At 37.4% G+C, this 26,102-nt stretch carries 27 protein-coding genes and 1 other annotated feature; of the genes, 25 read left to right on the forward strand and 2 right to left on the reverse strand.

Features of this window, described 5'->3' with window-relative positions:
* Positions 1-5: 5 nt before the first annotated feature.
* From TSYNT_RS10105 to TSYNT_RS10220, 24 genes are all read left to right on the forward strand, one after another.
* On the forward strand, positions 6-1,769 hold the full coding sequence (locus tag TSYNT_RS10105; protein WP_059033689.1) for a cell division FtsA domain-containing protein: 1,764 nt from the start codon (positions 6-8) through the stop codon (positions 1,767-1,769).
* A 64-nt stretch (positions 1,770-1,833) separates the two neighbouring features.
* Complete coding sequence (gene rodA, locus TSYNT_RS10110) at positions 1,834-2,928, forward strand: rod shape-determining protein RodA (protein WP_059033691.1); 1,095 nt, start codon at positions 1,834-1,836, stop codon at positions 2,926-2,928.
* Between the two features lie 53 nt (positions 2,929-2,981).
* Complete coding sequence (locus TSYNT_RS10115; protein ID WP_059033693.1) at positions 2,982-4,838, forward strand: TIGR03960 family B12-binding radical SAM protein; 1,857 nt, start codon at positions 2,982-2,984, stop codon at positions 4,836-4,838.
* Positions 4,816-5,490 (forward strand): TIGR03936 family radical SAM-associated protein, encoded by a 675-nt coding sequence (locus TSYNT_RS10120; RefSeq protein ID WP_059033695.1) that lies wholly within the window; start codon positions 4,816-4,818, stop codon positions 5,488-5,490. The genes TSYNT_RS10115 and TSYNT_RS10120 overlap by 23 nt, the downstream gene beginning before the upstream one ends.
* 38 nt (positions 5,491-5,528) lie before the next feature.
* Positions 5,529-6,779 carry an Rne/Rng family ribonuclease gene (locus TSYNT_RS10125; RefSeq protein ID WP_059033697.1) on the forward strand — a complete coding sequence of 417 codons (1,251 nt, stop codon included), beginning with the start codon at positions 5,529-5,531 and terminating at the stop codon, positions 6,777-6,779.
* 109 nt (positions 6,780-6,888) lie between these two features.
* Positions 6,889-7,200 (forward strand): 50S ribosomal protein L21, encoded by a 312-nt coding sequence (gene rplU / locus TSYNT_RS10130; RefSeq protein WP_059033699.1) that lies wholly within the window; start codon positions 6,889-6,891, stop codon positions 7,198-7,200.
* A 7-nt stretch (positions 7,201-7,207) separates the two neighbouring features.
* On the forward strand, positions 7,208-7,543 hold the full coding sequence (locus tag TSYNT_RS10135) for a ribosomal-processing cysteine protease Prp (protein WP_059033701.1): 336 nt from the start codon (positions 7,208-7,210) through the stop codon (positions 7,541-7,543).
* Between the two features lie 3 nt (positions 7,544-7,546).
* Positions 7,547-7,819 (forward strand): 50S ribosomal protein L27, encoded by a 273-nt coding sequence (rpmA, locus tag TSYNT_RS10140; RefSeq protein WP_059033703.1) that lies wholly within the window; start codon positions 7,547-7,549, stop codon positions 7,817-7,819.
* Between the two features lie 118 nt (positions 7,820-7,937).
* Complete coding sequence (obgE, locus tag TSYNT_RS10145) at positions 7,938-9,212, forward strand: GTPase ObgE (RefSeq protein WP_059033705.1); 1,275 nt, start codon at positions 7,938-7,940, stop codon at positions 9,210-9,212.
* 63 nt (positions 9,213-9,275) lie between these two features.
* A complete protein-coding gene (gene nadD / locus TSYNT_RS10150; protein WP_083497742.1) occupies positions 9,276-9,890 on the forward strand; it encodes a nicotinate-nucleotide adenylyltransferase in 615 nt (204 codons plus the stop codon).
* On the forward strand, positions 9,887-10,474 hold the full coding sequence (gene yqeK / locus TSYNT_RS10155; protein ID WP_059033707.1) for a bis(5'-nucleosyl)-tetraphosphatase (symmetrical) YqeK: 588 nt from the start codon (positions 9,887-9,889) through the stop codon (positions 10,472-10,474). The genes nadD and yqeK overlap by 4 nt, the downstream gene beginning before the upstream one ends.
* Positions 10,471-11,652: an LCP family protein gene (locus tag TSYNT_RS10160; protein ID WP_059033709.1), complete on the forward strand. Its 1,182-nt coding sequence runs from the start codon at positions 10,471-10,473 to the stop codon at positions 11,650-11,652. Before yqeK ends, TSYNT_RS10160 begins: the two co-directional genes overlap by 4 nt.
* Positions 11,653-11,692: 40 nt before the next feature.
* The gene (rsfS, locus tag TSYNT_RS10165) at positions 11,693-12,094 is read left to right on the forward strand and encodes a ribosome silencing factor (RefSeq protein WP_059033710.1); all 402 of its coding nucleotides are present in this window, start codon (positions 11,693-11,695) and stop codon (positions 12,092-12,094) included.
* A gap of 3 nt (positions 12,095-12,097) precedes the next feature.
* Positions 12,098-12,281, forward strand: a binding site (T-box leader).
* 77 nt (positions 12,282-12,358) lie between these two features.
* Positions 12,359-14,809, forward strand: coding sequence for a leucine--tRNA ligase (leuS, locus tag TSYNT_RS10170; protein WP_059033712.1), 2,451 nt, complete (start codon positions 12,359-12,361; stop codon positions 14,807-14,809).
* Between the two features lie 260 nt (positions 14,810-15,069).
* Positions 15,070-15,807: an ABC transporter ATP-binding protein gene (locus TSYNT_RS10175; protein ID WP_059033714.1), complete on the forward strand. Its 738-nt coding sequence runs from the start codon at positions 15,070-15,072 to the stop codon at positions 15,805-15,807.
* A complete protein-coding gene (locus tag TSYNT_RS10180; protein WP_059033717.1) occupies positions 15,788-16,705 on the forward strand; it encodes a SufB/SufD family protein in 918 nt (305 codons plus the stop codon). The genes TSYNT_RS10175 and TSYNT_RS10180 overlap by 20 nt, the downstream gene beginning before the upstream one ends.
* The gene (locus tag TSYNT_RS10185; protein WP_059033718.1) at positions 16,702-18,249 is read left to right on the forward strand and encodes a cobyric acid synthase; all 1,548 of its coding nucleotides are present in this window, start codon (positions 16,702-16,704) and stop codon (positions 18,247-18,249) included. Before TSYNT_RS10180 ends, TSYNT_RS10185 begins: the two co-directional genes overlap by 4 nt.
* Before the next feature lie 23 nt (positions 18,250-18,272).
* Positions 18,273-18,899 (forward strand): helix-hairpin-helix domain-containing protein, encoded by a 627-nt coding sequence (locus tag TSYNT_RS10190; RefSeq protein ID WP_238142704.1) that lies wholly within the window; start codon positions 18,273-18,275, stop codon positions 18,897-18,899.
* Positions 18,900-18,990: 91 nt separating this feature from the next.
* Complete coding sequence (locus TSYNT_RS10195; RefSeq protein ID WP_059033720.1) at positions 18,991-19,719, forward strand: GntR family transcriptional regulator; 729 nt, start codon at positions 18,991-18,993, stop codon at positions 19,717-19,719.
* Between the two features lie 54 nt (positions 19,720-19,773).
* The gene (locus TSYNT_RS10200; protein ID WP_059033723.1) at positions 19,774-20,952 is read left to right on the forward strand and encodes an SIS domain-containing protein; all 1,179 of its coding nucleotides are present in this window, start codon (positions 19,774-19,776) and stop codon (positions 20,950-20,952) included.
* 35 nt (positions 20,953-20,987) lie between these two features.
* Positions 20,988-21,467, forward strand: a complete 480-nt coding sequence (gene agaV / locus TSYNT_RS10205) for a PTS N-acetylgalactosamine transporter subunit IIB (RefSeq protein ID WP_059033724.1) — start codon at positions 20,988-20,990, stop codon at positions 21,465-21,467.
* Positions 21,468-21,513: 46 nt separating this feature from the next.
* Positions 21,514-22,281, forward strand: coding sequence for a PTS N-acetylgalactosamine transporter subunit IIC (gene agaW / locus TSYNT_RS10210; protein ID WP_059033726.1), 768 nt, complete (start codon positions 21,514-21,516; stop codon positions 22,279-22,281).
* Complete coding sequence (locus tag TSYNT_RS10215) at positions 22,268-23,080, forward strand: PTS system mannose/fructose/sorbose family transporter subunit IID (RefSeq protein WP_059033728.1); 813 nt, start codon at positions 22,268-22,270, stop codon at positions 23,078-23,080. Before agaW ends, TSYNT_RS10215 begins: the two co-directional genes overlap by 14 nt.
* 16 nt (positions 23,081-23,096) lie before the next feature.
* A complete protein-coding gene (locus TSYNT_RS10220) occupies positions 23,097-23,540 on the forward strand; it encodes a PTS sugar transporter subunit IIA (RefSeq protein WP_059033730.1) in 444 nt (147 codons plus the stop codon).
* A gap of 91 nt (positions 23,541-23,631) precedes the next feature.
* Here the strand turns inward: TSYNT_RS10220 and TSYNT_RS10225 are convergent, their stop codons facing one another.
* Positions 23,632-23,856, reverse strand: a complete 225-nt coding sequence (locus TSYNT_RS10225; RefSeq protein WP_059033733.1) for a hypothetical protein — start codon at positions 23,854-23,856, stop codon at positions 23,632-23,634.
* 190 nt (positions 23,857-24,046) lie between these two features.
* Between TSYNT_RS10225 and TSYNT_RS10230 the strand changes: the two genes are divergently transcribed.
* Positions 24,047-25,279, forward strand: coding sequence for an MFS transporter (locus TSYNT_RS10230; RefSeq protein ID WP_238142705.1), 1,233 nt, complete (start codon positions 24,047-24,049; stop codon positions 25,277-25,279).
* Here TSYNT_RS10230 and TSYNT_RS10235 read toward each other — a convergent pair.
* Positions 25,273-26,052, reverse strand: coding sequence for a serine hydrolase (locus tag TSYNT_RS10235; protein ID WP_059033735.1), 780 nt, complete (start codon positions 26,050-26,052; stop codon positions 25,273-25,275). The two genes, TSYNT_RS10230 and TSYNT_RS10235, sit on opposite strands and share 7 nt — an antisense overlap.
* Positions 26,053-26,102: the final 50 nt, after the last annotated feature.

Below are 26,102 nucleotides of genomic sequence, written 5' to 3' on the forward strand. Positions count from 1 at the left end.
TTTTTTTGAACGAGGAAAGACAGGAAGTTTTTGCCTTAGACATCGGCACAAGAACCATAGTTGGATTAGTTATGGAATGCCAAGGTAAAACATATAGTATTCTTGCAAATAAGGTTATTGAACATGAGAGCCGTGCGATGTATGACGGCAGAATCCATGACGTGGAAGCTGTATCAAGAAGCGTAAATATAGTAAAGAGCCAGCTGGAAAAAACTCTAAACAGAAAATTAGAAAAAGCCGCGGTGGCAGCAGCCGGAAGAGCGCTATACACAGTAGAAGCAGCTGCTGAAAGAAAAATTTCGCCTTTTATAGAGATAACAGATAGAGATATTCGCAGCTTAGAGACTGAGGCTTTGTCCAAAGCCATTAAGCTTATAGGAGAAAAAGCAGGCAATTTGGGAAGCTTAGATAATTGCTATTGCGTTGGATTTAGTCCGATAAAATGGTATTTGGAAGATGAACCGCTGGACAGTTTATTAGGACAAAAGGGAAAAAGTATGTCAGTTAAAATTGTAGCTACTTTTCTTCCTCGTGCTGTTGTTGAAAGTATTCTTACTGTTTTGAGCAAATGTAAGTTAGGGTTGGAAAGTTTGACTTTAGAGCCTATTGCGGCAGGCGACGTGGTTATACTGCCGGGAATGAGAAAATTGAATGTGGCTCTTGTTGATATTGGAGCGGGAACTTCGGATATTGCTATATCAAGAGATGGAAGTATATTTGCCTATGGAATGGTTCCGATGGCGGGAGACGAAATTACCGAAAGAATTTGTGAGGAGTTTTTGCTCAGTTTCGAAGAAGGGGAAAGAGTAAAGCGCGAATTATCAAAGCATGGAAAAGTAAAATTTCAAGATATCTTAGGTAGCAAAAAAGAGATCGATTGTGATAAAATAATTGAGGCTGTTAGGCCTACAATAAACGAAATTTCATCAAATATTGCACGCAAAATTTTTGAACTTAATGGTAGAGCTCCTGCTGCAGTCCTACTTGTAGGAGGCGGAAGCCTTATGCCCGGATTGTGCGAAGCAATTGCAGCAAATTTAGAAATTCCAAAAGAAAGAGTCGGTATTAAGGGTCGTGAAAGCCTGACAAATATTTCAGGAGGAGAGGATTTAACAGGACCTTTTTCAATAACGCCCATAGGTATTGCAGTAAACTCAATTAAGGGAGCGCACTTAGCCTCTTATAAGGTTTATGTGGATGACCAACCTGTAAATATCCTTGCACAAAATAACCCTACAGTTCTAAATGCGCTATTGTATGCAGGAAAATCATCGGCGGAAATTTTTGGGCGGCCTGGCATGGCAAAAACTTTTAAACTAAATGGCAAATTAAAAATAATAAAGGGGAAAATGGCAGAACCGGCATCTGTTACTATAAACGGGAAATCAGTAAATTTAAACGAGCCTGTCTATGATGGCGCCGTAATAAATTTCATGCCGGCAAAAGACGGGATTAGTACAAATGCAAAAATTAGAGAATATATTTCAGAAGAAGATAAACTGAGATTGAAAATAAATGGAAGAGATTTTACGATAGATCCGATCATAAAAAACGGTGACACTATAATGAAACCGGAAGATGATATCCCTGATGAAGCGTCGATAACGGTTGAAAAAAGAAAACTAATTTTAAGCGACATTTTTAACCTTATATCCTTTAAACCTGAAGGCATTTCAGGGCGGCTAATTATTAAAATCAACGGTATTGATGCAGGATTTGCAGACCCAATACAAGATCAAGATGAGATTGAAATTTACTGGGAACCATAGCAAATCTTGCTGAGAAGTTTACTAATTAACTCAATAGCGGAGGGGTTTGGAGGATAGTAAATTCATGGATAAGAAATTATTAAAAAATGTAGAATATCCTATTTTGATTGCTATAATATTACTTACAATATTAAGCGTAACAATGATAAGCAGCGCAACAAATGCTACAACCAGCGGAAATTTCTATACTACCAGAATGCAGATAATCTGGTTTTGCGTCGGTGCTATTTTGATGCTGGCCGTCATTTCAATAGATTATCATTCCTTTTCGGGTTGGTATAAAATAATTTATTCAGCAAACATTTTTTCATTACTTTTGGTTCTTCTAGCAGGAGAAAAAGGGGGAGGCGCGCAGCGCTGGCTTGATATAGGTCCTTTTACGCTGCAGCCTTCTGAGTTTGCAAAACTAGCCGTGGTTATTACTCTGGCCAGTCACTTAGAAAAAAAGAAATCATTAAACACACCAAAGGACTTAGTTTCCGTGATTTTGCATATTGCGCCTATCATGCTGCTTATAGCGAAACAGCCAGATTTGGGCACATCCTTGGTTCTTGCAGCTATAAGCTTTGGCATGACCTTTGCTGCAGGCTTGAGCTACAAACTTCTAGGCGAGGTTATTTGCTGTGGATTATTGGGCCTGCCGATATTTTGGCATTTCTTAAAAGAATATCAGAAAGATCGTATCCTTATTTTTTTTAACCCTTATCTAGATCCGTTGGGGCGTGGTTATCATGTTATTCAGTCAAAAATCGCAATAGGGTCAGGCAAGATATTTGGCAAGGGTCTTTACAAAGGCACTCAAAATCAGCTTAACTTTCTTCCTGTAAAGCATACAGATTTTATCTTTGCAGTTTTAGGAGAAGAGCTTGGCTTTATAGGTGGAGTGACCTTGCTTCTACTTTATTTTGTCCTTATCTACTATTCTCTAAGGGTAGCATTTAAGGCAAGAGACCTTTTGGGAACATATATGGTTGTAGGAATAGTTTCAATGTGGCTATTTCAAATTTTGGTAAATATGGGCATGAACATGGGTATAATGCCAGTAACCGGCATACCTCTGCCCTTTATGAGCTATGGCGGAAGCTCATTTTTAATGAATATGATGGCAGCAGGAGTAGTTATTAATGTAGGAATGCGACGGCAGAAAATTTTATTTTAAATTTAAAGATAGTTTGCGTAAAACTATCTTTATTAAACTTGGGAGGAAAAAATTTGACTTTAGATAGACTATTGGAAAAGATTTTGCCTAAAGTTTCAAAACCTGCAAGATATACCGGAAATGAATACAATAGCATATTAAAACGTAAAGAGGATATAGATGTCCACGTTGCGCTGGCATTTCCTGATATATATGAAGTTGGTATGTCTCATTTAGGCATTAAGATTTTATATCACTTGTTAAACGAAGACTCGACTATTTATGCAGAAAGAGTTTTTGCGCCATGGGTTGATTTTGAAAAATTGATGCGAGAATATGATATACCGCTCTTTAGCCTTGAAACTAAAACTCCTATTAAAGATTTTGATTTTCTTGGCTTTACTCTTCAATACGAAATGAGTTATACAAACATAATAAACATGTTAGAACTTGCAAGAATCCCTATATTCTCAAGCGAGCGGTGCGATAAAGATCCTCTAGTAATTGCAGGCGGGCCCTGTGCATATAATCCGGAGCCTCTAGGCGATATTATAGACTTTTTTGTAATAGGCGAAGCTGAAGAAGCTATAGTGGAAATTATGGATTTGTACAAGATATTTAAAGCAAACGGCAGGCCAAGAAGAGACTTTTTAACAGAAGTAGCTAAAATCAAAGGTTTATACGTTCCTTCGTTGTATAACGTGACATACAATGAAAACGGGACGCTTCGAAGCATTTTGCCAAAATCTAATGAGTTTCCGGCCAAAATAGAAAAGCGGCTTATCGCAAACCTCAATGAAGCCTACTATCCGACGGATTTTATAGTTCCATATATTAATATTGTCCATGATAGAGCTCCTCTTGAAATTTTTCGCGGGTGTTCCCATGGATGCCGCTTTTGCCAGGCTGGCATGATTTATAGACCTGTAAGAGAAAAATCTGCCGATATTTTAGAAAAAATGGCCAAAGATATTATAGCCTCCACCGGCTATGGAGAACTTTCCCTTACATCCCTTAGCACCAGTGATTATTCGCAGCTTAAACAGCTGACTGAATCTTTAACCGAAAAATTTCGTGAAAGTAAAGTGGGATTGTCACTGCCATCTCTTAGAATTGATGCATTCTCTTTAGAACTTGCTAAAAAAGTGCAGGAAATTAGGAAATCAGGCCTTACTTTTGCGCCTGAAGCCGGCACTCAAAGACTTCGAGACATTATAAATAAGGGCGTTACGGAAGATGATCTTCTAAAATCGGCTCATGACGCTTTTTTATCAGGGTGGAATACAGTTAAACTATACTTTATGATAGGACTTCCAGGGGAGACTTTAGAAGATATAAAAGGAATAGCGGAGCTTGCCAACAAAGTTGTTGATGTCTATAGAAAAATACACGGAAATACAAAAGGACTCAGAGTAAATGTAAGCACATCAACTTTTGTACCAAAACCTTTTACGCCCTTTCAGTGGCATCCTCAAATAACGCTTGAAGAAATTGACGAGCGGCAAAGATTATTAAAGAGTTTGTTTAGAAAGAACAAAAATATATCCTACAATTGGCATGAAGGGAAACTAAGTTTTTTAGAAGCTGTTTTTTCAAGAGGTGATCGAAAACTAGGCAAGGTTCTAAAAGCCGCTCACGACAATGGGTGCAAGTTTGACGGTTGGAATGACATATTTTCTTTTGAAAAATGGGTTTCAGCATTTAATGAATCAGGCATAGATCCTAACTTTTATGCATATCGTTACAGAGAGAAAGATGAGATATTTCCGTGGGATATAATAGATATAGGCATTAATAAAAGATTTTTGCAAAAAGAACTTGAGAAATCAGAAAAAGGCGAAACGACTCCTGATTGTAGAATTCGTTGTAGTGGCTGCGGCGTAAACAGGCTTGAGGCAGGTGATTACTGTGAAAATAAGATTGAAATTTGAAAAGGGCCGTTCGGTAATGTTTATTTCTCATTTGGATGTAATAAGGGTTTTTGAGAGGGCCTTTAGGCGTGCTAATCTTCCCATATCATACACCAAAGGCTTTAATCCAAGGCCCAAAATGACCTTTACTCCAGCTCTGCCAGTGGGCACTACCAGCTGCAGCGAATATATGGACTGTGAATTTGACGAGGAGATTTTACCAAGAGATGTTATGATTCGCCTAAATAATGTTTTACCCATCGGAATAAAAATCCTCGAGGCTGAAGTTGCCGATAACAAGCTGCCGCTTTCTTCTCTAAATGCTGCATCTTATGTAGTAAGCATCGAGGACGGAAGTAATAATGAAGCTAAATTAAGAAACGCAATTAAAGAAGTTGAAAACAGTAAAGAAATATTTATTGAAAAACAGTCAAAATCCGGTGCAAAGCAAGTGAACATCATTCCCTTGATATATAGCATTGAAGTTCTTGAAAGCAACAGTGAAGGAATAAAAATTCTTATGAAGCTCTCGATTGGCCAAGAGGGCAGCATTTCCCCTTCAGTAATAATATCTGTGCTAGAAAGGATTGCAGGCTTCGAATTTGAAATAAATTATATCTTTCGCAGAGAAATTTATTATTTTGATGGAAATAAAAAAATCTTTCCTATTTGAAAAGCTTGCCTAAGATAAGGTCAAGGAGATGAAAATTTATGTCTAAGGAGATCTTGGCGGATGTTGCCTGCAATCGAACCCGAGTTGGACTTTTAGAGGATGGACATCTTGTAGAGTATTATATAGAAACCGGTGACATAGAGAAAAGCCGTGGGAATATCTATAAGGGAAGAGTTGCAAATGTACTTCCGGGTATGCAAGCAGCCTTTGTTGATATTGGTTTTGATAAAAATGCATTTTTATATGTTTCGGATGTCAATTTTCACGAAGATGAATTTGATAGTTTTAAAAAAAGCCCGATAGAGGCAATGCTTAAAAAAGGGCAAGAAATCCTTGTACAAGTTACAAAAGAAGCTGTAGGGACAAAAGGAGCGCGAGTTTCTACTAATATTAGCTTACCTGGCAGATATACGGTTTTGTTGCCTGGAATAAACTGCGTAGGCGTATCTAGAAAAATAGAGGATGAAAATGAGCGTCGGCGTCTAAGAGCTGCAGTAGAAGAGGTAAAGCCACATGAAATGGGAATAATTGCAAGAACCGCGGCAGAAAATAAAAACGAAGAAGAAATAAGAGCAGATGTAAAATATCTGGAAGTAATATGGAGCGAAATAGAAAAAAAGCAAAGAAATATAGAAGCTCCCGCACTTATCTATAAAGATATGGATTTGCTTAGCCGAGTTGTCAGGGATATGTTTACCTTTGAAATAGACAAGTTCTATATTAATACACAAAAGGGATATGAAAAAGTTTGCAAGCTGTCATCTGCGATATCTTCAGAGCTAAAGGAGCGCATAATCTTTTACAAAGATTCTAGAGACATTTTTGAATGCTTCAATGCAACCAAAGAGATTGAAAAAGCTCTAGAAAGAAGAATCTGGTTAAAGTCTGGCGGATATATTATTATAGATTATACTGAAGCATTAGCTGCCATTGATGTAAATACCGGAAAATTCGTAGGCCATACGAGTTTAGAGGACACTATATTTCAAACTAATTTAGAAGCAGCTAAGGAAATCGTGAAGCAATTAAGATTGAGAGATATAGGCGGAATAATAATTATAGATTTTATTGACATGCAAGGCACCGATCATAAGGCAGCTGTTATAGATACCTTAAAAAATGAACTAAAAAAGGATAGAACAAAAACACAAGTTTTCGGAATTACAAATCTTGGGTTAGTTGAGATGACCAGAAAAAAAGTATGCAGGAGTTTGTACGAAGTTATGGAAGAAACTTGCCCTAAATGTCATGGTAAAGGTAGAATACAATTAAATTTCGTTGACAGATAAGGTTTTCGTATGCTAAAATAGCCTAGGTGGTTGATATTCTTCCACCGCACGGGACGGGTTTTTAAAAAATTTACCTAGATTCCGGCGAGAATAAGGAGGAGATGAATTTATGTACGCAATTATTGAAACAGGCGGTAAACAGTATCAAGTTTCGGAAGGCGATGAAATTAGAGTAGAAAAACTTCCGGTAGAAGAAGGCGGGATTGTTGAAATAGACAAAGTATTAGCTGTTTCAGACGATGAAGGCCTGAAAGTCGGCAAACCCTGGATTGAAAACGCAAAGGTTACAGCTAAGGTTTTGCGCCATGGAAAGGGCGAAAAAATTATAGTGCTAAAGTACAAAGCTAAAAAGAACTACCGAAAAAGACAAGGTCACCGCCAGCCGTTTACTGAAATTTTAATCGAAAAAATAGAAAAATAACGCAGAAATGATAAAGGTAAAAGTGCATGTCGATCCTTTTGGCGGCTATAGATTAATAGAAATATCCGGCCATGCGGGATACGATGAATATGGCAAAGATATAGTGTGCGCAGCGGTCTCGGCACTTGCGCAGACTATGGCCTTAGGCTTGGAAAAAGTGGTTGGTATCAAGGCAAAAATCAAAAAGAAAGATGGTTATTTTTTGCTGAAGATACCTAAAGACTTGTCGGCTGAAAAAGCTGATAAGGTGAACATTATTATGGAAACATTTATTTTAGGCATAGAAGATATTTCAAAGTCATATCCTTCAAATATACAGGTAGATGTTATAGAGGAGGTGTAATTCATGAATTTACAGCTTTTTGCTCACAAAAAAGGCGGTAGCAGTTCCAAAAACGGACGTGACAGCCAGTCAAAACGTTTGGGCGTTAAAAGATTCGACGGACAATTTGTAAATGCCGGAAGCATATTAGTTCGCCAGAGAGGCACTAGGATTTATCCCGGACAAAATGTAGGTATCGGAACCGATCATACGCTTTTTGCAAAAACTAGCGGTGTTGTTAAGTTTGAAAATAAAGGGAAAGATAAGAAGCTTGTTAGCGTATACTCAGCGAACTAAGTTTTTTGATAATAGCAGCTGTTTCTAAGGTAACTAATGGAAAAAGTTACCTTTGTTTTTTATTACAAATTTTTAATATTCAATTATAACTAAAACTATGATATAGGTGTTGATTTAAATGTTCATAGATACCGCAAAAATTTACGTAAAGGCAGGCGACGGCGGCAACGGCGTTGTAGCCTTTAGAAGAGAAAAATATGTTCCTCGCGGCGGACCTAGCGGCGGCGATGGCGGGCGCGGCGGTGACGTGATTTTAAAAGTCGATGCAAATATGTCCACATTAATGGATTTTAAATACAAGATTCATTACAAAGCCGAAAGAGGAGAACATGGTCAAGGTTCTAACAAATTCGGCCGCGATGCTGAGGATCTTGTTATATATGTGCCGCCGGGCACCATCGTAAAAGATGCTGAAACAGGTGAAGTAATTGCAGATTTGGTGGAAAATGGAGAAAGCTTTGTTATAGCTAAAGGAGGCCGTGGCGGACGAGGGAATGCAAAGTTTGCATCTTCCGTTCATAGAGCTCCTGATTTTGCGGAAAAAGGCGAACCGGGAGAGGAACGTTGGATTATACTGGAATTAAAACTCATAGCAGACGTGGGCTTAATAGGATTTCCTAATGCAGGAAAATCTACATTGCTTTCGCGAATGACCGCTGCAAGGCCTAAAATTGCTAATTATCCCTTTACGACCCTTGCTCCAAATCTTGGAGTAGCAAGCTTTGGCCAAAGTTCAGAGGGCAGTTTTGTGATAGCCGATATACCGGGTCTTATAGAAGGAGCTCATGAAGGGCAAGGCTTAGGTTATGAGTTTTTAAAGCATGTTGAAAGAACCCGACTACTTGTTCATGTTATCGATATGTCCGGATTTGAAAGAGATCCGTTGGAAGGATTTTATGCAATTAACCAAGAGCTTGCAAGCTATAGCGAAGAACTTGCTAAAAAACCCCAAATTGTTGCTGCGAATAAAATGGATTTAGAAGAATCCAGGATTAATTACGAAAAAGTGAAGCCTTTATTAGAAAAAGAAGGATATAATGTAATACCTGTATCAGGAGCAACGGGACAAGGAATAAGAGAGCTTGTTCAGGTTATCGCTAAGACCCTTTCAAGCATAGAGAAACCGGAAGCAGTTAAAGAAGTAGAATCTATAAAATATACACTAGAAGATGAAAAGCCTTTTTCTATTGAAAAGGGCGGCCATGTATTTTATATTCGCGGAAAAGCCGTTGAAAGACTTGTAGCAATGACTGATCTTGAAAACGAATCTGCCGTTAAGCGCCTGCAGAGAGCCTTTAAAAAAATGGGAATTGATGATGCACTAAAAGCAGAAGGAATTCAGCCAGGAGACACAGTAAAGATAGGCAATTCAGAGTTTTATTATGTAGAATAAAGGCGACAGCCATATAATCAGATATACCTTTGAATTTTAGAAACTCAAAAAGGAGGATTTGCTTTGCCAAAGAACCAAAAGATTGGCATAATGGGAGGAACTTTTGATCCCATTCACTATGGCCATCTTGTAACCGCTGAAACTGCAAGAACCAATTTCAAATTAGATAAAGTTATATTTACACCTGCCGGTCGGCCGCCGCATAAAAAAGATTATGCAGTTACGCCTCCTGAAGATAGGTATCTCATGACAATGCTTGCTGTAAATAATAATCCATTTTTTGAAATTTCAAGGATAGAGATTGACAGACCCGGTCCGACTTACACCGTGGATACGTTAGAGCAGTTCTATAATGAACTCGGCTCTGACGTAAAACTTTTTTTTATAAGCGGAGCAGATGCGGTTTTCGATATACTCACATGGAAAGATGTTGATAAAGTTTTAAGTTATTGTACTTTCATAGCTGCAACCCGGCCGGGATATCCTATAGACCAATTGCACCAAAAGCTTATTCAAATAAAAGAAATGTACGGTTATGAGGTAGTTCCGATGAAAGTTACAAGCCTTGATATCTCCTCTACTGAAATCAGGCGAAGGATGAAGGAAGGCTTATCCATTAAATATTTACTGCCTGATAGCGTAGAAACATATATAAAGAAAAGTGGCCTTTACCAATGATTATAAGTCTTGATGAGATGATAAAAAAGTTAAAGGTAAACTTGGGCGAAAAAAGATTTTTACACTCAATAGGTGTTATGGAAACCGCTGAAAAATTAGCGCTTCGTTATGGAGCAAATGTCAATAAAGCAAAAATTGCCGGTCTGCTTCACGATTGTGCACGAGGCATGAGCGAAGAGCTTCAGTTGAAACTAGCTCAGGATTTTGGTATACTTTTAGATGATATCGAAATTAGAGAAAAAGTTTTGATACACGGACCATTAGGCGCTGAGCTAGCAAAAAGAGACTATGGTATATATGATGAGCAAATTTTACATGCCATAAAGATCCATACTACCGGCGACGAAAATATGGACATTCTAGATAAAGTAATATTTATTGCGGATTTCATTGAACCGAGTCGATGTTTTCCTGATGTTGAAAAATTAAGACGAGTGGCTTTTCAAGATCTTGACGATACCATGGTAAAAGCCTTCGACTCTACAATCAGGTACGTTTTAACTAAAAGGAGCTTGCTGCATCCAAAGACAATTTCCGGTAGGAATTTTATTCTTATCAAAAGGGAGAGCGAATTTAAACAATGAAAAGGCCTTTAAAAATAGCCGTAGCTATATTACTATTTATAGTTTTTTCCCTTGGCAGCGGATTTTACTACACGGTAAGAACGATGAATATGGCGGCTGAGCAGAATGAAGATTCTGTCATATCAAATACCGATGAATTTGTTAAGGGTGGACGCCGAAATATCTTGTTGCTGGGCATGGATGCAGGAACTATAGGGGCAAAAGAAGAAAATAACCGACATCGCTCAGATACGATTATTGTCGTAAGCTTGGATACCCAAAATAAAACCGTCAAAGTACTTTCCATTCCAAGAGATACAAGAGTAAAGCTTGGGAAATACGGCATTCAGAAGATAAACGCCGCAACAGCTTTAGGAGGAGCGGATTTAGCAGTTAAAACTGTAAAAGATTTTCTAGGTGTTCCGATTCACAATTATGTTGTTGTAAAGCTCTCCAGTTTTAAAAATATTGTGGATGCCTTAGGCGGTGTAGAAGTTGATGTTAAAGAACGTATGAAATACAGCGATCCTGCAGGGGGACTGTATATTGACTTATATCCGGGACTACAGACTCTTGACGGCGATAAAGCTGAACAGTTCATAAGATACAGAGGATATGCAGATGCTGATCTTGGACGAATAAAAGCACAGCAGCAATTCATGGAAGCACTTATAGATAAAATTTTAAAACCTTCAACGCTTTTAAAACTACCTAAAATAATTGATATTGTCCAAGAAAATGTAGAAACAGATATTCAGCCTATGGAAATGATGAGTCTTGCTAATTTTGCAAGGCAGATGAAGCGTGAAAACATTAAAATGTATACCGTGCCGGGTGAAGGAAAAAATATTTCAGGTATCAGTTATTTCATACCTTTTCAAAATGAACTTGACAAAGTAATAGATGAAGTTTTTTATGATGATGGCAGCGTCAAAGTAGCAGTCCTAAACGGCAGCGGTACAAGCGGCGTTGCATCGAAAATTGCCAGCAGACTCGAATCTCAAGGTTTTAAAGTTGTCAGTATAGGTAATGCAGACAGCTTCGATTATGGTACTACTACCATAGTATATCCTCAAGATAAAAAAGATGAGGCCGAAAAAGTTGCAAAAGTTCTTCCGAAGGCCTTACTCGAAGAAAAAAGCGATTCAAATATTTCTCTTCCTACGGTAATTGTGGGAAAAGATATGATAGATGAATAAATTTTTAATATAAATATAATTCTGTTATGGAGGGAACTGAATGACAAAAAACCCTAAAACTTGCGCTCTTAAAGCGGCTAGTATTTTAAGGGATAAAAAAGGCGAAGATATTCTGATAATGGACATAAGTTCTGTTGCAGTATTTTCAGATTATTTTGTAGTAGCTACAGGCACATCTCCGGTGCATGTCAGAGCTTTAGCGGATGAAGTGGAGAAAAAGCTTGGAGAAGCGGGCTACACAGTAAGAGGAAAAGAGGGCTATCAAGAAGGCGCTTGGGTGCTGATGGACTATTATGACGTAATTGTGCATATTTTCACTCGTCAAGAACGAGAATATTATACGCTAGAACGCCTATGGGCCGATGCAAAAATTATCGATTTGCCGCCGGATGAGATTGACACTCCAAAAGAGTTGAAATATAATATAGAAAATTTAATATAAGCATTTATATTAATACAAAGGAATAGTATGAGACTGGTGCTTTTACAGAGATTCGGCGCAAGGTGCGAGCCGAAAAGCACAGTCTTTGAACTCACCTTTAGAAGACTTAGCCGACAGGCGTTAAAATGTTTGAGACGGGTCGTTTGACCAATTAGGGTGGTACCGCGAGAAGTTTCTCGTCCCTAAAGGGGATAAGAAACTTTTTTTAATTCATAAGATATATATTTAAAACCTATAACTGTGCATATGGAGGGTGACGTTTGATTGAAATACGATTTTAAGTCTATTGAGAATAAATGGCAACAGGAGTGGGAAAAAAATAAACTCTACAAAGCTGTGAAAGACGAAAGCAAACCTGAATATTACTGTCTTGAAATGTTTCCTTATCCTTCGGGCAATTTACATATGGGCCATGTGCGCAATTATTGCATCGGAGACGTGGTTGCAAGATTTAAAAAGATGAACGGTTTTAATGTGTTGCATCCGATGGGCTGGGATGCCTTTGGCCTTCCTGCCGAAAACGCTGCTATAAAACATGGAATTCATCCGGCAGAGTGGACGTGGAACAATATTGCAAATATGAGAAGTCAATTAAAGCAATTGGGATTGAGCTATGATTGGGATAGAGAGATTGCTACATGCCATCCGAAATACTATAAATGGACGCAATGGTTCTTTTTGCTTCTCTATAAAAGAGGCCTTGCCTACCGCAAAAAAGCTTCTGTAAACTGGTGCCCTTCATGCGGCACAGTTCTTGCAAACGAGCAGGTAGTAGACGGGGCATGTGAACGCTGCAAAACCGAAGTTGAAAAGAAAGAGCTTGAACAGTGGTTTTTCAAGATAACCGACTATGCAGATGAACTTTTAGATGATTTAGAGAAACTTCCCGGTTGGCCGGAAAAGGTAAAGACTATGCAAAAAAACTGGATTGGCCGCAGCGAAGGTGTTGAATTTTCATTTGTCGCAGAAAAAAATGGTGAAAAAATTCCTGTATTTACGACACGCCCTGATACAGTATATGGAGTATCATATATAGTTCTTGCACCTGAACATCCGCTAGTAGAATCTCTTTCTAAAGGAACAGAATATGAAGCTCAAGTTAGAGAATTTCGAAAAAAAATGGAGAAATACAACGAAATAGCAAGAACTTCCGCCGAAACCGAAAAAGAAGGAATGTTTATAGGCGCATATGCCATAAATCCCATGAACGGCGAAAAGATTCCGATTTGGACGGCAAACTATGTGCTGCTGAGTTATGGCACAGGAGCGGTTATGGGAGTTCCAGCCCATGACCAGCGGGATTTCGAGTTTGCAAGAAAATATAATCTGCCGATAAAAGTGGTTATTTCTCCGAAAGATGCAACTCTAGTTCCTAAAGAAATGTCAGAGGCTTTTGTGGATGAGGGGATTTTGGTAAACTCTAATGGATTTAATGGCATGATAAGCAGTGAAGCTATTAAAGCCATTGGAAAATACATGGAAGAAAAAGGTATAGGTAAATTTAAAGTAAACTATAAGTTGAGAGATTGGCTTATTTCAAGACAAAGATATTGGGGTGCGCCTATCCCCATGGTTTATTGTGACAAATGCGGCATTGTACCTGTGCCTGAAGAAGACCTGCCCGTTTTGCTGCCGGAAAATGTAAAGTTTAATTTTAAAGGCACGTCTCCTTTAAAAGAATCAGAGGAATTCATAAATACCACATGCCCAAAATGTCATGGACCTGCAAAACGCGAAACGGATACAATGGATACTTTTGTATGCTCTTCTTGGTATTTTCTTCGATATACTGATGCAAGAAATGAAGCAATGCCCTTTGAGCGAAGTAAGGTCGACTATTGGATGCCGGTCGATCAATACATTGGCGGTGTGGAGCATGCCATCCTACATCTTATGTATTCCAGATTTTTCCTAAAAGTCATAAGGGATGCAGGCCTTGTATCTGCATCTGAGCCATTTTCAAATTTACTTACACAAGGAATGGTACTAAAAGACGGTGCTAAGATGTCAAAATCCCTTGGCAATATCGTAAGCCCTGAGGAAATAGTTAAAAAGTACGGAGCTGACACAGCAAGACTGTTTATACTTTTTGCAGCACCTCCCGAAAGAGACTTAGAGTGGAGCGATCAAGGTGTTGAAGGATGTTCAAGATTTCTTCAAAGGGTCTTTAGATTAGTAGATGAATTATCTAGAAAATTGAGCAGTGCTAAGACCGAAGGAGAATGCGACGCATATATCCGTCGCATCACCCATAAGACTATAAAAAAAGTTACAGAAGATATTGGTGAAAGATTTAATTTTAATACCGCAATAAGTGCAATCATGGAAATGGTAAATGAGCTCAGTGATTACAAGGACAGAGACATTTCTAAAAAAGTTTTAAGCGAATCACTGGATACCTTGCTTTTGCTTCTTGCCCCATTTGCCCCCCATCTTGCAGAAGAGTTATGGCATAAGTTGGGCCATACGCGAAGCGTATATCTTGAAAAGTGGCCATCTTATGATGCTGCAGCGATTTTAGAGGATGAAATTGAAATAGTTGTTCAAGTAAATGGAAAAGTAAGAGATAAAATTGTAATTCCTGTCAATACGCCGGAAGAAGAGGTCAAAGAAGCTGCACTAAAGCAAGAGCGAATTGCCCCATACATTAAAGATAAAAAAATTGTAAAGGTTATCTCGGTGCCCGGCAAACTAGTAAACATAGTAGTTAAATAGGTATAAAATCTCTACAATTTTTGAAGAAACAAAACCAGCGCTTTTATGTGCTGGTTTTTAAATATAAGTAACAAATATTAATTATTATTATCAATTGTAATTATGAATATCAATCAGGGCTTGATTTATAAGGATTTTATATATTTTTATAACCAAGAGTTGCTATTGTATGAAGAGAGAAAGTGAGGTAAAATATAAAAGGCAAAGGACGAAAACAGTAGCCCTTTATTCAATAAATATGAAAGAAAAGAGGTAATATTATGTTGAGACTTGAATCAGTTTACCTTCGCCTGAAAAATGGCAGTGAGGAAGTTCCGATATTAGAAAATATAAACTTAGATTTAGAAGATAATAAATTTTATGCTCTAACAGGACCAAACGGCGGCGGAAAGACGTCGCTTGCCAAGGTTATTATGGGCATTTATAAAAATGATGAGGGGAGAATATACCTAGATGGCAAGGACATAACAGATTTTAGTATAACTGAACGGGCAAAAGCCGGAATAAGCTATGCGTTTCAAAATCCACCTAGGTTTAAGGGATTAAAAATTAAAGACCTTTTAAAGATTTCTGCTGATGAAAATTCATTAAGAGCAATTTTAAGGTCTGTTGGATTATGTCCACAAGACTATCTTGACAGAGAATGCGATTCCGGTCTTTCCGGCGGAGAAATGAAGCGAATTGAGCTTGCCAGCGTACTTGCAAGACCATCTAGACTTGTAATTTACGATGAACCGGAAGCAGGGGTTGACCTTTGGAGCTTTGAGAATCTGCTTCAGCTAATTAGAAATTATCACAAAAGGGGAAATGTGACAAGCGTTGTTATAACTCATCACGAAAGAGTCTTATCACTGGCCGACGAAATAATCCTGCTAGTTGATGGCAAAATAGCTGATAGAGGATCTAGAGACAAAATACTGCCTTTAATCCAGGAAGATGCAAGATGCTGCTGGAAGGCAAATTGCGGAGGTAATAATGATGAAGTTGAATGCTATTGAAAATGAACTTTTAAAAAATATTGCAGATTTGCATAACATACCATCAGGAGCTGTGAACATAAGAAAGAATGGAGAAGGGATAATACGCCATTCGTCTGCAAATATTGAAGTAAGGCCAAAAACAGATAAACCCGGAATTGATGTTATAATAGCACCCGGCACCAAAAATGAAGCTGTACACATCCCGGTTCTTATAACTTTGTCCGGCCTAGTGGATGTAGTATATAATACTATTATCGTAGGTGAAGGAGCAGATGTAACAGTAATAGCCGGTTGTGGAATTCATAATCCCGGATCTAAGAAATCCCAGCATGACGGCATCCACGAAATCATCATTAAAAAAGGCGCTAAAATGCGGTATATAGAAAAACACTATGGAGAAGGATCGGGAGAGAGAATCCTAAATCCCCAAACCATAGTTACAATGGAGGAAAATTCTATAGCTGAAATGGAACTCGTCCAGATTAAAGGTGTTAGCAGTACTATAAGAGATACAAAGGCGCAGCTTGCCGAAGGAGCAAGCCTGATAATTACAGAGAGATTGCTTACTCACCAGGATCAACAAGCAGTATCCAATATGACAATAGAACTAAATGGCAAGAACTCCAATACTAAAGTGGTATCGCGTTCTGTTGCAAGAGACAACTCAAGCCAGATTTTTCACCCAATAGTTATTGCAAGGGCTGACAGCAAAGGCCATGTAGAGTGTGATTCAATAATAATGGATCATGGTAAAATAAGCTCAACCCCTGCAATTACAGCGGAACATCCTGATGCTCAATTGACCCATGAAGCTGCTATAGGCAAAATTGCCGAAGAGCAACTTTTGAAATTAATGACCCTGGGCCTTTCCGAGGAAGAGGCTGAAGATATAATACTGAGGGGGTTCTTAGAATGACAGCAAAATGCATAATGATTCAAGGAACCGGTTCCTCTGTTGGCAAAAGCCGACTAGTTACAGGATTCTGCAGGGTTTTTGCGCAAGATGGTTTTAAAGTTGCGCCTTTTAAAGCTCAGAATATGGCACTGAATTCTTATATAACTAAAGATGGATTAGAGATGGGAAGGGCCCAAGCTGTCCAGGCCGAAGCCTGCAAAATTGAACCTCAGGCTATTATGAATCCTGTGCTGTTAAAACCCCGTTCAGATAAAAACAGTCAAGTTGTAGTTAAAGGCAAACCAATAGGCAGCCTATCAGCAATGGACTACCAAGACTATAAATCAAAGCTTAAAAAAATAGTTAAAGAAAGCTATGATGAATTGGCAAACTCCCATGACATAGTTGTAATAGAAGGCGCAGGCAGCCCTGCGGAAATTAATCTTCGGGAAGATGATATTGCAAATATGGGTGTAGCCGAATTGGTGGATGCTCCGGTGGTTATTGCAGGAGACATTGACAAAGGCGGAGTATTTGCATCTCTTGCAGGAACTATGCTTTTGCTTACCGATGAAGAAAGAGCAAGGGTAAAAGGCGTTATTATCAACAAGTTTAGGGGAGATTTGAGACTTTTGGAGCCTGGCCTAAAAATGCTAGAAGATATAATAAAAAGGCCAATGCTCGGCGTCGTCCCATATGCCGATATTTATATAGATGAAGAGGATTCACCACAGGCTGAAAAGGAACGGCTCTTACAAAAGTATATTAAGACTGACAGTGACGCCTCAAGACACCCCATAATCGTAAAAATTTTAACATTGCCTCGTATCACGAATTTCAATGATTTTGCACCACTTGCTGAATATCCGGGAATCAACCTTTCATATGTGTCTCAAGGGCCTATAGGGGATGCTGACATGGTGCTGATTCCGGCCTCTGAAAATCCCAAAGAAAGTATAGAATTTATCCGAAAAAGAGAATGGGATGAGGAAATATCAGAACTTGCCCGAAAAGGAGCTGTGATTTTTGCCCAAGGAAGCAGTTTGCCGCTTTTAGGAAGAAAATTTGAACTGCCTTTTGACTTTGAAACAAATGAAAGTATAGAAGGGCTAAACCTTATTGATGCCGATATTGCAATGAACCCTCAGCAAAATATCAGAGTCTCGGGACATATATCAGACAATCTTACAAGTCCTGCAGATGTTTTAAATGGCGAAAAAATTAATGGCTATATGATTTATTCAGGAAATATAAGGGGAGAAGCTGTCAAAAAAAGCTTTATAAAGCTTGATGAAGCTTATAGTACGGTTGATGGATTAGACGGTTTTATATCTTCTACAGGCAGAGTCATAGGTACTTTTGTTCATGGCCTGTTTGATAATCCGGAGTTTACGAAAAAATTTGTGAGCTTTTTGCAAATATGTAAGTATGGAAGAACCTTTGATTTTGGAGACTTTGAATCATTAAATTTTAAAGAGTTCAGAGAAAAAGAGTTTGACCGTTGGGCTGATGTCTTAAGAAATAGTGTAGATATAAAAAAGATATATGAAATTATGGGTATGTAAAAGTAAAATTAGGAGCTGAGGAAGTGCCTGATTTTGATAAAAGAGAAAAGATACTTCTAGGAATTTTGCTAATAATGGCGATTTTTACGGTATGTATCACATATTATGCATTTTTTAAACCATCAAGCGAAATAGTACTCGATCTTCAAGAGGAGCAAGATAAAGCTCCCCTTGAAGACGATGAAACCTTTGTAGAAGAGAAAGAAAAAATAATTGTTCATGTAGCGGGCGCGGTCAAAAGCCCCGGTGTTTATACCCTTGAAGAAGGAGATAGGGTAAAAGATGCCCTAGATGTTGCAGGCGGAGTTATACCTGAGGCAGACCTTGAATCCTTAAACCTTGCCATGAAGGTTCACGATGAAGATAAATTATATGTTCCCAAAACAGGAGAAATTACAGATACATCAGATTCTTCAACAGGTCAATCAATTGCAGGAATAAGCTCGAAAGATGACGGAAAAATCAATATCAATACCGCAAGCGAAGCAGAGCTTACCCAATTACCCGGCATAGGTCCTGTAACTGCTCAAAAAATTATAGACTACAGAGAAAACAACGGTAAATTTAGCAGTGTAGAAGATATAAAAAATGTTTCAGGCATAGGCGATAAAAAATTTGAGCAGATAAAAGACAAAATAAAAACACGGTAAAATTTTAGCCATAATACATTGACAAGCAAAAAAATAACGTGTATTATAAAGATAACTGGTACGGACCACATGACAATATTAAGGTGATGCGATGAAGAAGATTGAAAAGGAAAGTAGAATACCATTATATTACCAATTAATGGACATTATTATAGAAATGATTGAGGCGGGAAATCTAAAGGCAGATGATAAATTGCCTTCGGAAAGAGAGTTATGTGAAAAGTACGATATCAGCAGATCTACTGTCAGACAAGCTATTCAGGAACTTGAGCGAGAAGGATATATCTATAGAATACATGGAAAAGGCACTTTTGTCTCACCTGAAAAATTCAAACAAGATCTTTTAAAGTTTTACAGTTTCACTGAAGAAATGAAGAAGCTTGGGAAAGTGCCAACATCTAAAGTTCTAGATTTTAAAATAGCAAAATGCAACGAAAAGCTGGCACAGAAGATGAGACTGAATGTACATGATGAAATATACGTATTTACCCGCTTAAGGCTTGCGGACGGCGAACCGATGATGTTAGAGACAAGCCATGTGCCATGCGGCAGATTTCCTGGTTTAACAAAGGAAAAACTAGAGAGACGTCCGATGTATGACATTTTTTCAGAAGAATACAACACAACTTTTACATTTGCCGAAGAAATTTTTCAACCTGTTATAACCAGAGAAAATGAAGCAAAATTGTTGAACTATTACGAAGGACTGCCCAGCATGATGATTGAACGATTTACTTACGAAAAAGACACTGTAATAGAATATACTAAAAGTGTGGCAAGGGGTGATAGATTTAAATATAGAGTTGCTTTAAAAAGATAATTTTTTATCAAAACTGGTAATGATGACATGACAACATTATAAGGTGGGAGAAAAATGTTCGGAATAAGAGAAGAAGTATGGAAAAATATCAATGGATTTAATACAGCTACTGAAATATATCAGCAGCCTGAACTATGGCTTGAAACTCTGCAAATCATTCAAAACAACATAGAAAAGATCAAAGGATTTTTTGCTGGATTTCAGGAAAACAAAAACACAAGAGTTATATTTGCAGGTGCAGGCACATCCGCTTATATAGGAGAGATTTTAGTTCCATATTTGCAGCGAAAATATAATTACAGGTTTGAAGCTATTCCGACTACGCATATTGTGACTAATCCGGAAAATTATCTAGAAAAAGATACAACCACGATAATAATTTCTTTCGGTAGGTCCGGAAACAGTCCCGAGAGTATGGCGACCTTTAACTTAGCAGAACAATTAATAAACGATGTGCATCATATATTTATAACTTGCAACCCTGATGGCGAAATGGCCAAAACAGCAAAGGATAAGAAAAATATCCTATTGCTTCTAATGCCTGAAAAGTCAAATGATAAAGGTTTTGCGATGACCAGCAGCTTGACATGCATGATACTGGCGGCTTTACTGATATTTGATATACAAAATTTAGAAAACTATTCTAAACAATTAGCAGAAATTGCAAATATCGGAAAAAATATTTTAGATAATAATCACCAGAAATTAAGCGAGATCTTAAATTCTACCCCAAAAAGAGTAATATATCTTGGGTCAGGAAGTTTCTATGGACTTTCAAAAGAAAGCGCATTAAAACTTTTGGAATTAACACGAGGTAAAATCATAGGCTACAGTGAAAGCGTCTTAGGATTCAGACACGGCCCAAAATCTATAGTAAATGATGAAACTTTAGTTTTTATATTTTTATCCCAAGATGCATATTCAAGAAAATATGACATAGATCTTTTAAAAGAAATCTACAATGACCCTGGTGATCATACCGTAATAGCTATATCAGCAAATTTTGAAAATGACTTAAAGGAAATATGTAATGACTTACTTTATCTACCGGAAAAAGCAGCTGAAATAGATAATCCCATATTAATTTCAATGCTTTACATCCTTTATGCCCAGGTGTTTGCGCTTCTAGCCTCTGTAAAATCGGGAATAGAACCGGATAACCCTAATCCCGGCGGCATAGTAAACAGAGTAGTAAAGGGAGTAAATATATATCCTTATGGCAAGATAAATTGATTAACACCCGATAACTTAAAAGGAGGTAATTATATATGAATATTGTTCTTACAAGAATTGACAATAGATTGATTCATGGTCAAGTAGCTGTTACCTGGTGTCATCATACAAATGCAAATTTGATAGTGGTAGTGAATGATAAAGTTGCTAAAGATGAAATTAGGAAAAACATTATGAACATGGCGGTGCCGCCAGGTGTTGGGGTAAGATACTTTACAGTAGATGAAGCAGTTCTTAAATTGCCAAAAGCTTCTCCAAAACAATTTATTATGCTAGTTGTCGAAACTCCCCAAGACGTATTGAGATTGGTTGAAGCTGGAATACCGATCAAAACTGTAAATGTTGGTAACATGCATTATTCGGAAGGGAAGGTTCAAATAAGTTCTACTGTATCAGTAAGCCAAGATGATATAGATACATTTAAAAAGTTAACATCAAAGGGGGTGAAGTGTATAATACAACGTGTCCCAACAGAGAAGGGAGTTGATATAGAAGAACTAATTAACAATTTATAAGCTAGTATAATGATTGCAAATTTAATGAGATTAGGGAGGGCTAGAAATGTTTCAAGCGCTGATGTTGGCGTTAATTTCTGGATTGGCTGGCCTAGACATTTTAGTGGTACATATTCATTGGCATCGACCACTTGTTACAGGCCTTCTAGTTGGTCTTGTTCTTGGTGATGTAAAAGCTGGATTAATTGCAGGAGCTACTCTTGAATTGGCTTGGATGGGACTTGTTCCATTGGCTGGTGCACAACCCCCAGATCCGATAGTAGGTGGTATATTAGGTACGGCTTTTGCCATTATAACAAAACAACCGCCTCAAACTGCCGTAGCATTTGCTATTCCATTTGCTATTGCAGCGCAAAGTATTAAGACATTATTATACACTGCTTTTAGCTATTTTGCTCATTTAGCAGATAAATATGCAGAAGATGGCAATTATAAAATGATTGAGAGAATAAATATAGGTGCATTAGTTTTTCACTTTTTGCTTTATGCAATAATAGTATTTTTACCTATCTACTTTGGCATGGATGTAGCGAAAAATATAGTAAGCTTAATACCAGAAAAACTAATGAACGGACTGGCTATTGCAGGCGGAATAATGCCAGCAGTAGGCCTGGCAACTTTATTAAAAATAATGTTAAAATCTGAATTTGTGCCATTCCTGATATTAGGTTTTATATGTTCAGTATATTTACAATTGCCGGTTTTAGCTGTTGCACTTATAGGCGTAGCGATTGCTATTTGGGAGTTTTATATTGATAGAAATAGAACGCAAAATGCTGGTGTTGGCGGAGGTGAAAACGATGAAGGAATCTAATGCAATGCCTGATAAGAAAATAACTCGTAAAGATCTCATATCAGTATTTTGGAGATGCAACTTTCTCCAAGCATCTTTCAACTATGAAAGATTCCAAAATATAGGTTGGGCATATACAATGATACCTATTTTGAAAAAGATATATACCACTAAAGAAAGCATGGCCAGTGCATTAAAATCATACTTAGAATTTTTTAATACACATCCTGTGCTGATTACTCCTATTGCGGGTATAATAGCCGCAATGGAGGAGAGAGGCGAAGATCCTGAATCAATCAGAGGTGTAAAAGTAGCATTGATGGGACCGCTAGGGGGAATAGGTGATGCTATAGTTTGGCTTACTTTCTTGCCAATATTCGCGGGCATCGGAGTATCTTTGTCAATGCAAGGAAATATAGCTGGACCAATTATCTTTCTGATTCTATTTAATATCGTCAACTTCGGACTTAAGTACTGGGGAATATTTTTCGGATATAATTCTGGTTTATCGTTATTAAAAAGTTTAAGCGTAAGCGTACAATCTATATCAAAAGCAGCGTCGACAATTGGTATATTGGTAATTGGTTCTTTGATACCTTCTTATGTCAGACTATCGATACCTTATACAATTACAGCGGGACAAGCTAAGGTCAACCTGCAGACAGATTTTTTGGATAAAATTATGCCCGGCATATTGCCGCTTGGCGTAACACTTTTGATACTTTACCTAATGCGCAAGAAAAATTTCAACACAACTACAGCAATAATCTTTATTATAGTTATTGGAATATTGGGCAGCTATACCGGTCTCCTAGGGTAAAAAGGTAGTGATGTAGATGCACATTGGATATATTATAATTGGACATGGGGAATATTCTGTCGGCATGTTTGACGCCATTAATTTAATATTAGGTGCTCAAAATAATATCAAAGCATTAACTTTTGAAATTAACGAATCACCTGATGAGTTATACTCAAAAATTATACAGAGCATCGATGAACTAAATTGTGATTACTATATAATATTTACAGACATATTAGGTGGTACACCCTATAATACAGCTGCACTTATAGCCGAAAAGGATCCAAGGATAGAAGTTATAACTGGAGCAAATTTACCGATGCTTTTAGAGGCGATACTTAGAAGGGACACTACCACTGATTTGAATCTACTCAAAAAAATTATAATTGAAAATGCTATAAATGGAATTAAAATTAACTCTGAACTAATTAAGAAAAGTTATTGCGAAACAAATAATGTTGATAATGAAGGAATTTAGCTTTAATTATTGATCAAACAAATTTATAAATGATAAAAGGCGGTAAAAATTTACCGCCTTTTATCATTTATAGAAATTAAATTGATATTTATTAACCTTGACTATTCTCACTTATGATTTGCTTTGCACGATCGACCATGTTAGGATATAAATCTATTGGAACATATGAAGGACCTAAAGTGCTTGCTACCATAAATCTTGCACACTTGGTTTTATCAGTTTCACAGTAATTTCTACGGTAGATAGCTCCCAAGCCGCTATCAATAGGCATTTTTTGCTGATAGAATGGGCAGTTGTTAATTTTTTCACATTTCATGGTAATCTTCCCCCTAAATTTGTAAAATATCATCTAAAATAATAACTATTACTAATAATAAATATAAACCTAGAGGATTGCACTGTCAATAGCAAAAAAGCCGTTTATTGAATTTTCCTCATATGATATAATTATAATCGATATTTATCCCGCTTATTTCTACAAATCCTTATAGAAATGAGGCGCAATTGTGAATAGAAAAATTGTAAATCATTCTTCAAAAACGGCAATTCGAGTTATAATAATATTCGGTATTATAAGTCTGTTAGGAGATATGGTATATGAAAGTGCTAGAAGTGCAAATAGTCAATATTTTGAGCTAATTGGTATTAATGCAGCTCAAGTAGGCCTGGTTTTTGGCATAGGTGAATTTTTAGGATATTTTCTACGCTTAATAGCAGGTATTTTGTCAGACAAAACCGGAAAACACTGGCTTTTTATTTTTATAGGGTATGGAATGCTCATCGCAGTGCCTTTAATGGGCCTTACTACAAACTGGAACTTTCTCGTTGTGCTTATTTTAGTAGAACGAATAGGAAAATCTTTGCGCAACCCGGCGAAAGATACAATATTATCTGCAGTTGCGGAAAATCAGGTAGGGACAGGATTTGCCTTTGGTCTTCAGGAAGCCTTGGATCAACTGGGAGCATTTGCCGGCCCCTTAATTTTTACCTTAGCATTTTACCTTTCAAAAAACAGTGAGATTGCTGAATATCAGTTAGGTTACAAAGTTTTGATGATTCCTTTTGTTGCCCTAATGCTTTTTGTAACTTTTGCATACCTTCAAACCGAAAGAGAAAAACTAATTCCGGTTATAAAACAAAGACAATTTCAAAGTGAAAGTCTCAGGCCTACATTTTGGATTTATACTGCTTTTACCTTCTTTTGCACTTTAGGATTTCTTAATTTCAGTATTATTGGCTACCATTTAAAGGCAAATAGATTACTATCAGATGGGAATATTACGTTACTATATTCAGTTGCTATGATTGTAGATGCCATAACTGCTATTATTATAGGAAGAGCTTATGATCAAATGAAAAGAAGAATAGGAACAAAAACCGGCGGATTAGCAGTGCTTGGCGCTATTCCGGCTATCACCCTCTTAATTCCGTTTTTGGCACTTGGCAAATCTACTACGATGATTATTTTAGGCATGATAATTTTTGGAATTATAATAGGGGTTCATGAAACGATTATGCGCTCGGCTATAGCTGACATAACACCCTTTAACAAACGCGGCACAAGCTACGGAATATTTAATGCCTGCTATGGTCTAGCTCTTTTAGGCGGTTCCGCCTTTACAGGCTACCTTTATAATCTGAATCAACTCGGAGCTATAAAAATTTTTACTTGTGCAGTAGAGCTAATTGCACTTTTTCTCTACATGAAAATGAATCAAATGGTAAAAAACGACTACTGATTGAGAAAATAATTATAAACTGCAGCCCCTAATGCGTTATGGACTTTTAATCCGTCAGCATTATTCTTGAGATTACTCATCATAACAACAATTATTACTTTAGTATCATTTATAAAAAATATGCCTGCATCATGTTCGATCCCGAAAAGTCCGCCTGTTTTATGAGCAAATTGAATATCCTCCGGCAAGTATAGGCTTAGTCTGTCGTTAAACTGCTGGCAAAGAAGCATATCGATCATTTCATTTCGCGATTGAGCAGAAATATCATGGCCTTTTAGCAGTTTTACAAAAAAGTCGTATATGTCTTTAGCTGAAGTAAGATTATCTTTACCGCAAGAACGGGCCTTCATATCCATCATTTTTCTTTGAAGGCAAGTATTAGGCATTCCGAGTTTTTTAATTTCCTGATTTATAGATTCCATACCAAGATAATCAATAAGAATATTGGTAGCGGTATTATCGCTTAAAGTTATCATTAAAGTTGCATAATCATGAAGGGAAAGGTTAAGGCCGGAGTTCATATACTGAAGCACCCCTGCCCCTGTGGTCTTATTTTCATCTTTTAGAGGAATGATTTTTTTCTTAAGGTCAATGTCTCGCCTTTCAGATTCGGCATACAGTTTCCATAAAATCCAAAGTTTTATAATGCTTGCAGAAGACATTATCTTGTCTTCGTTTATAAAAATTTTTTCATCAGACCAGGTACTATCAATTACTACGCTACATACCCCATCGACATCTTTAATCAAATCTTGAACCGTTTCAATAAGCAAAGCGGCAGCCTCCTTCTAAGGTAACATTACTTAATATATCATACCAGATA

It is taken from the genome of Tepidanaerobacter syntrophicus, assembly GCF_001485475.2.
GTDB lineage: Bacteria > Bacillota > Thermosediminibacteria > Thermosediminibacterales > Tepidanaerobacteraceae > Tepidanaerobacter > Tepidanaerobacter syntrophicus.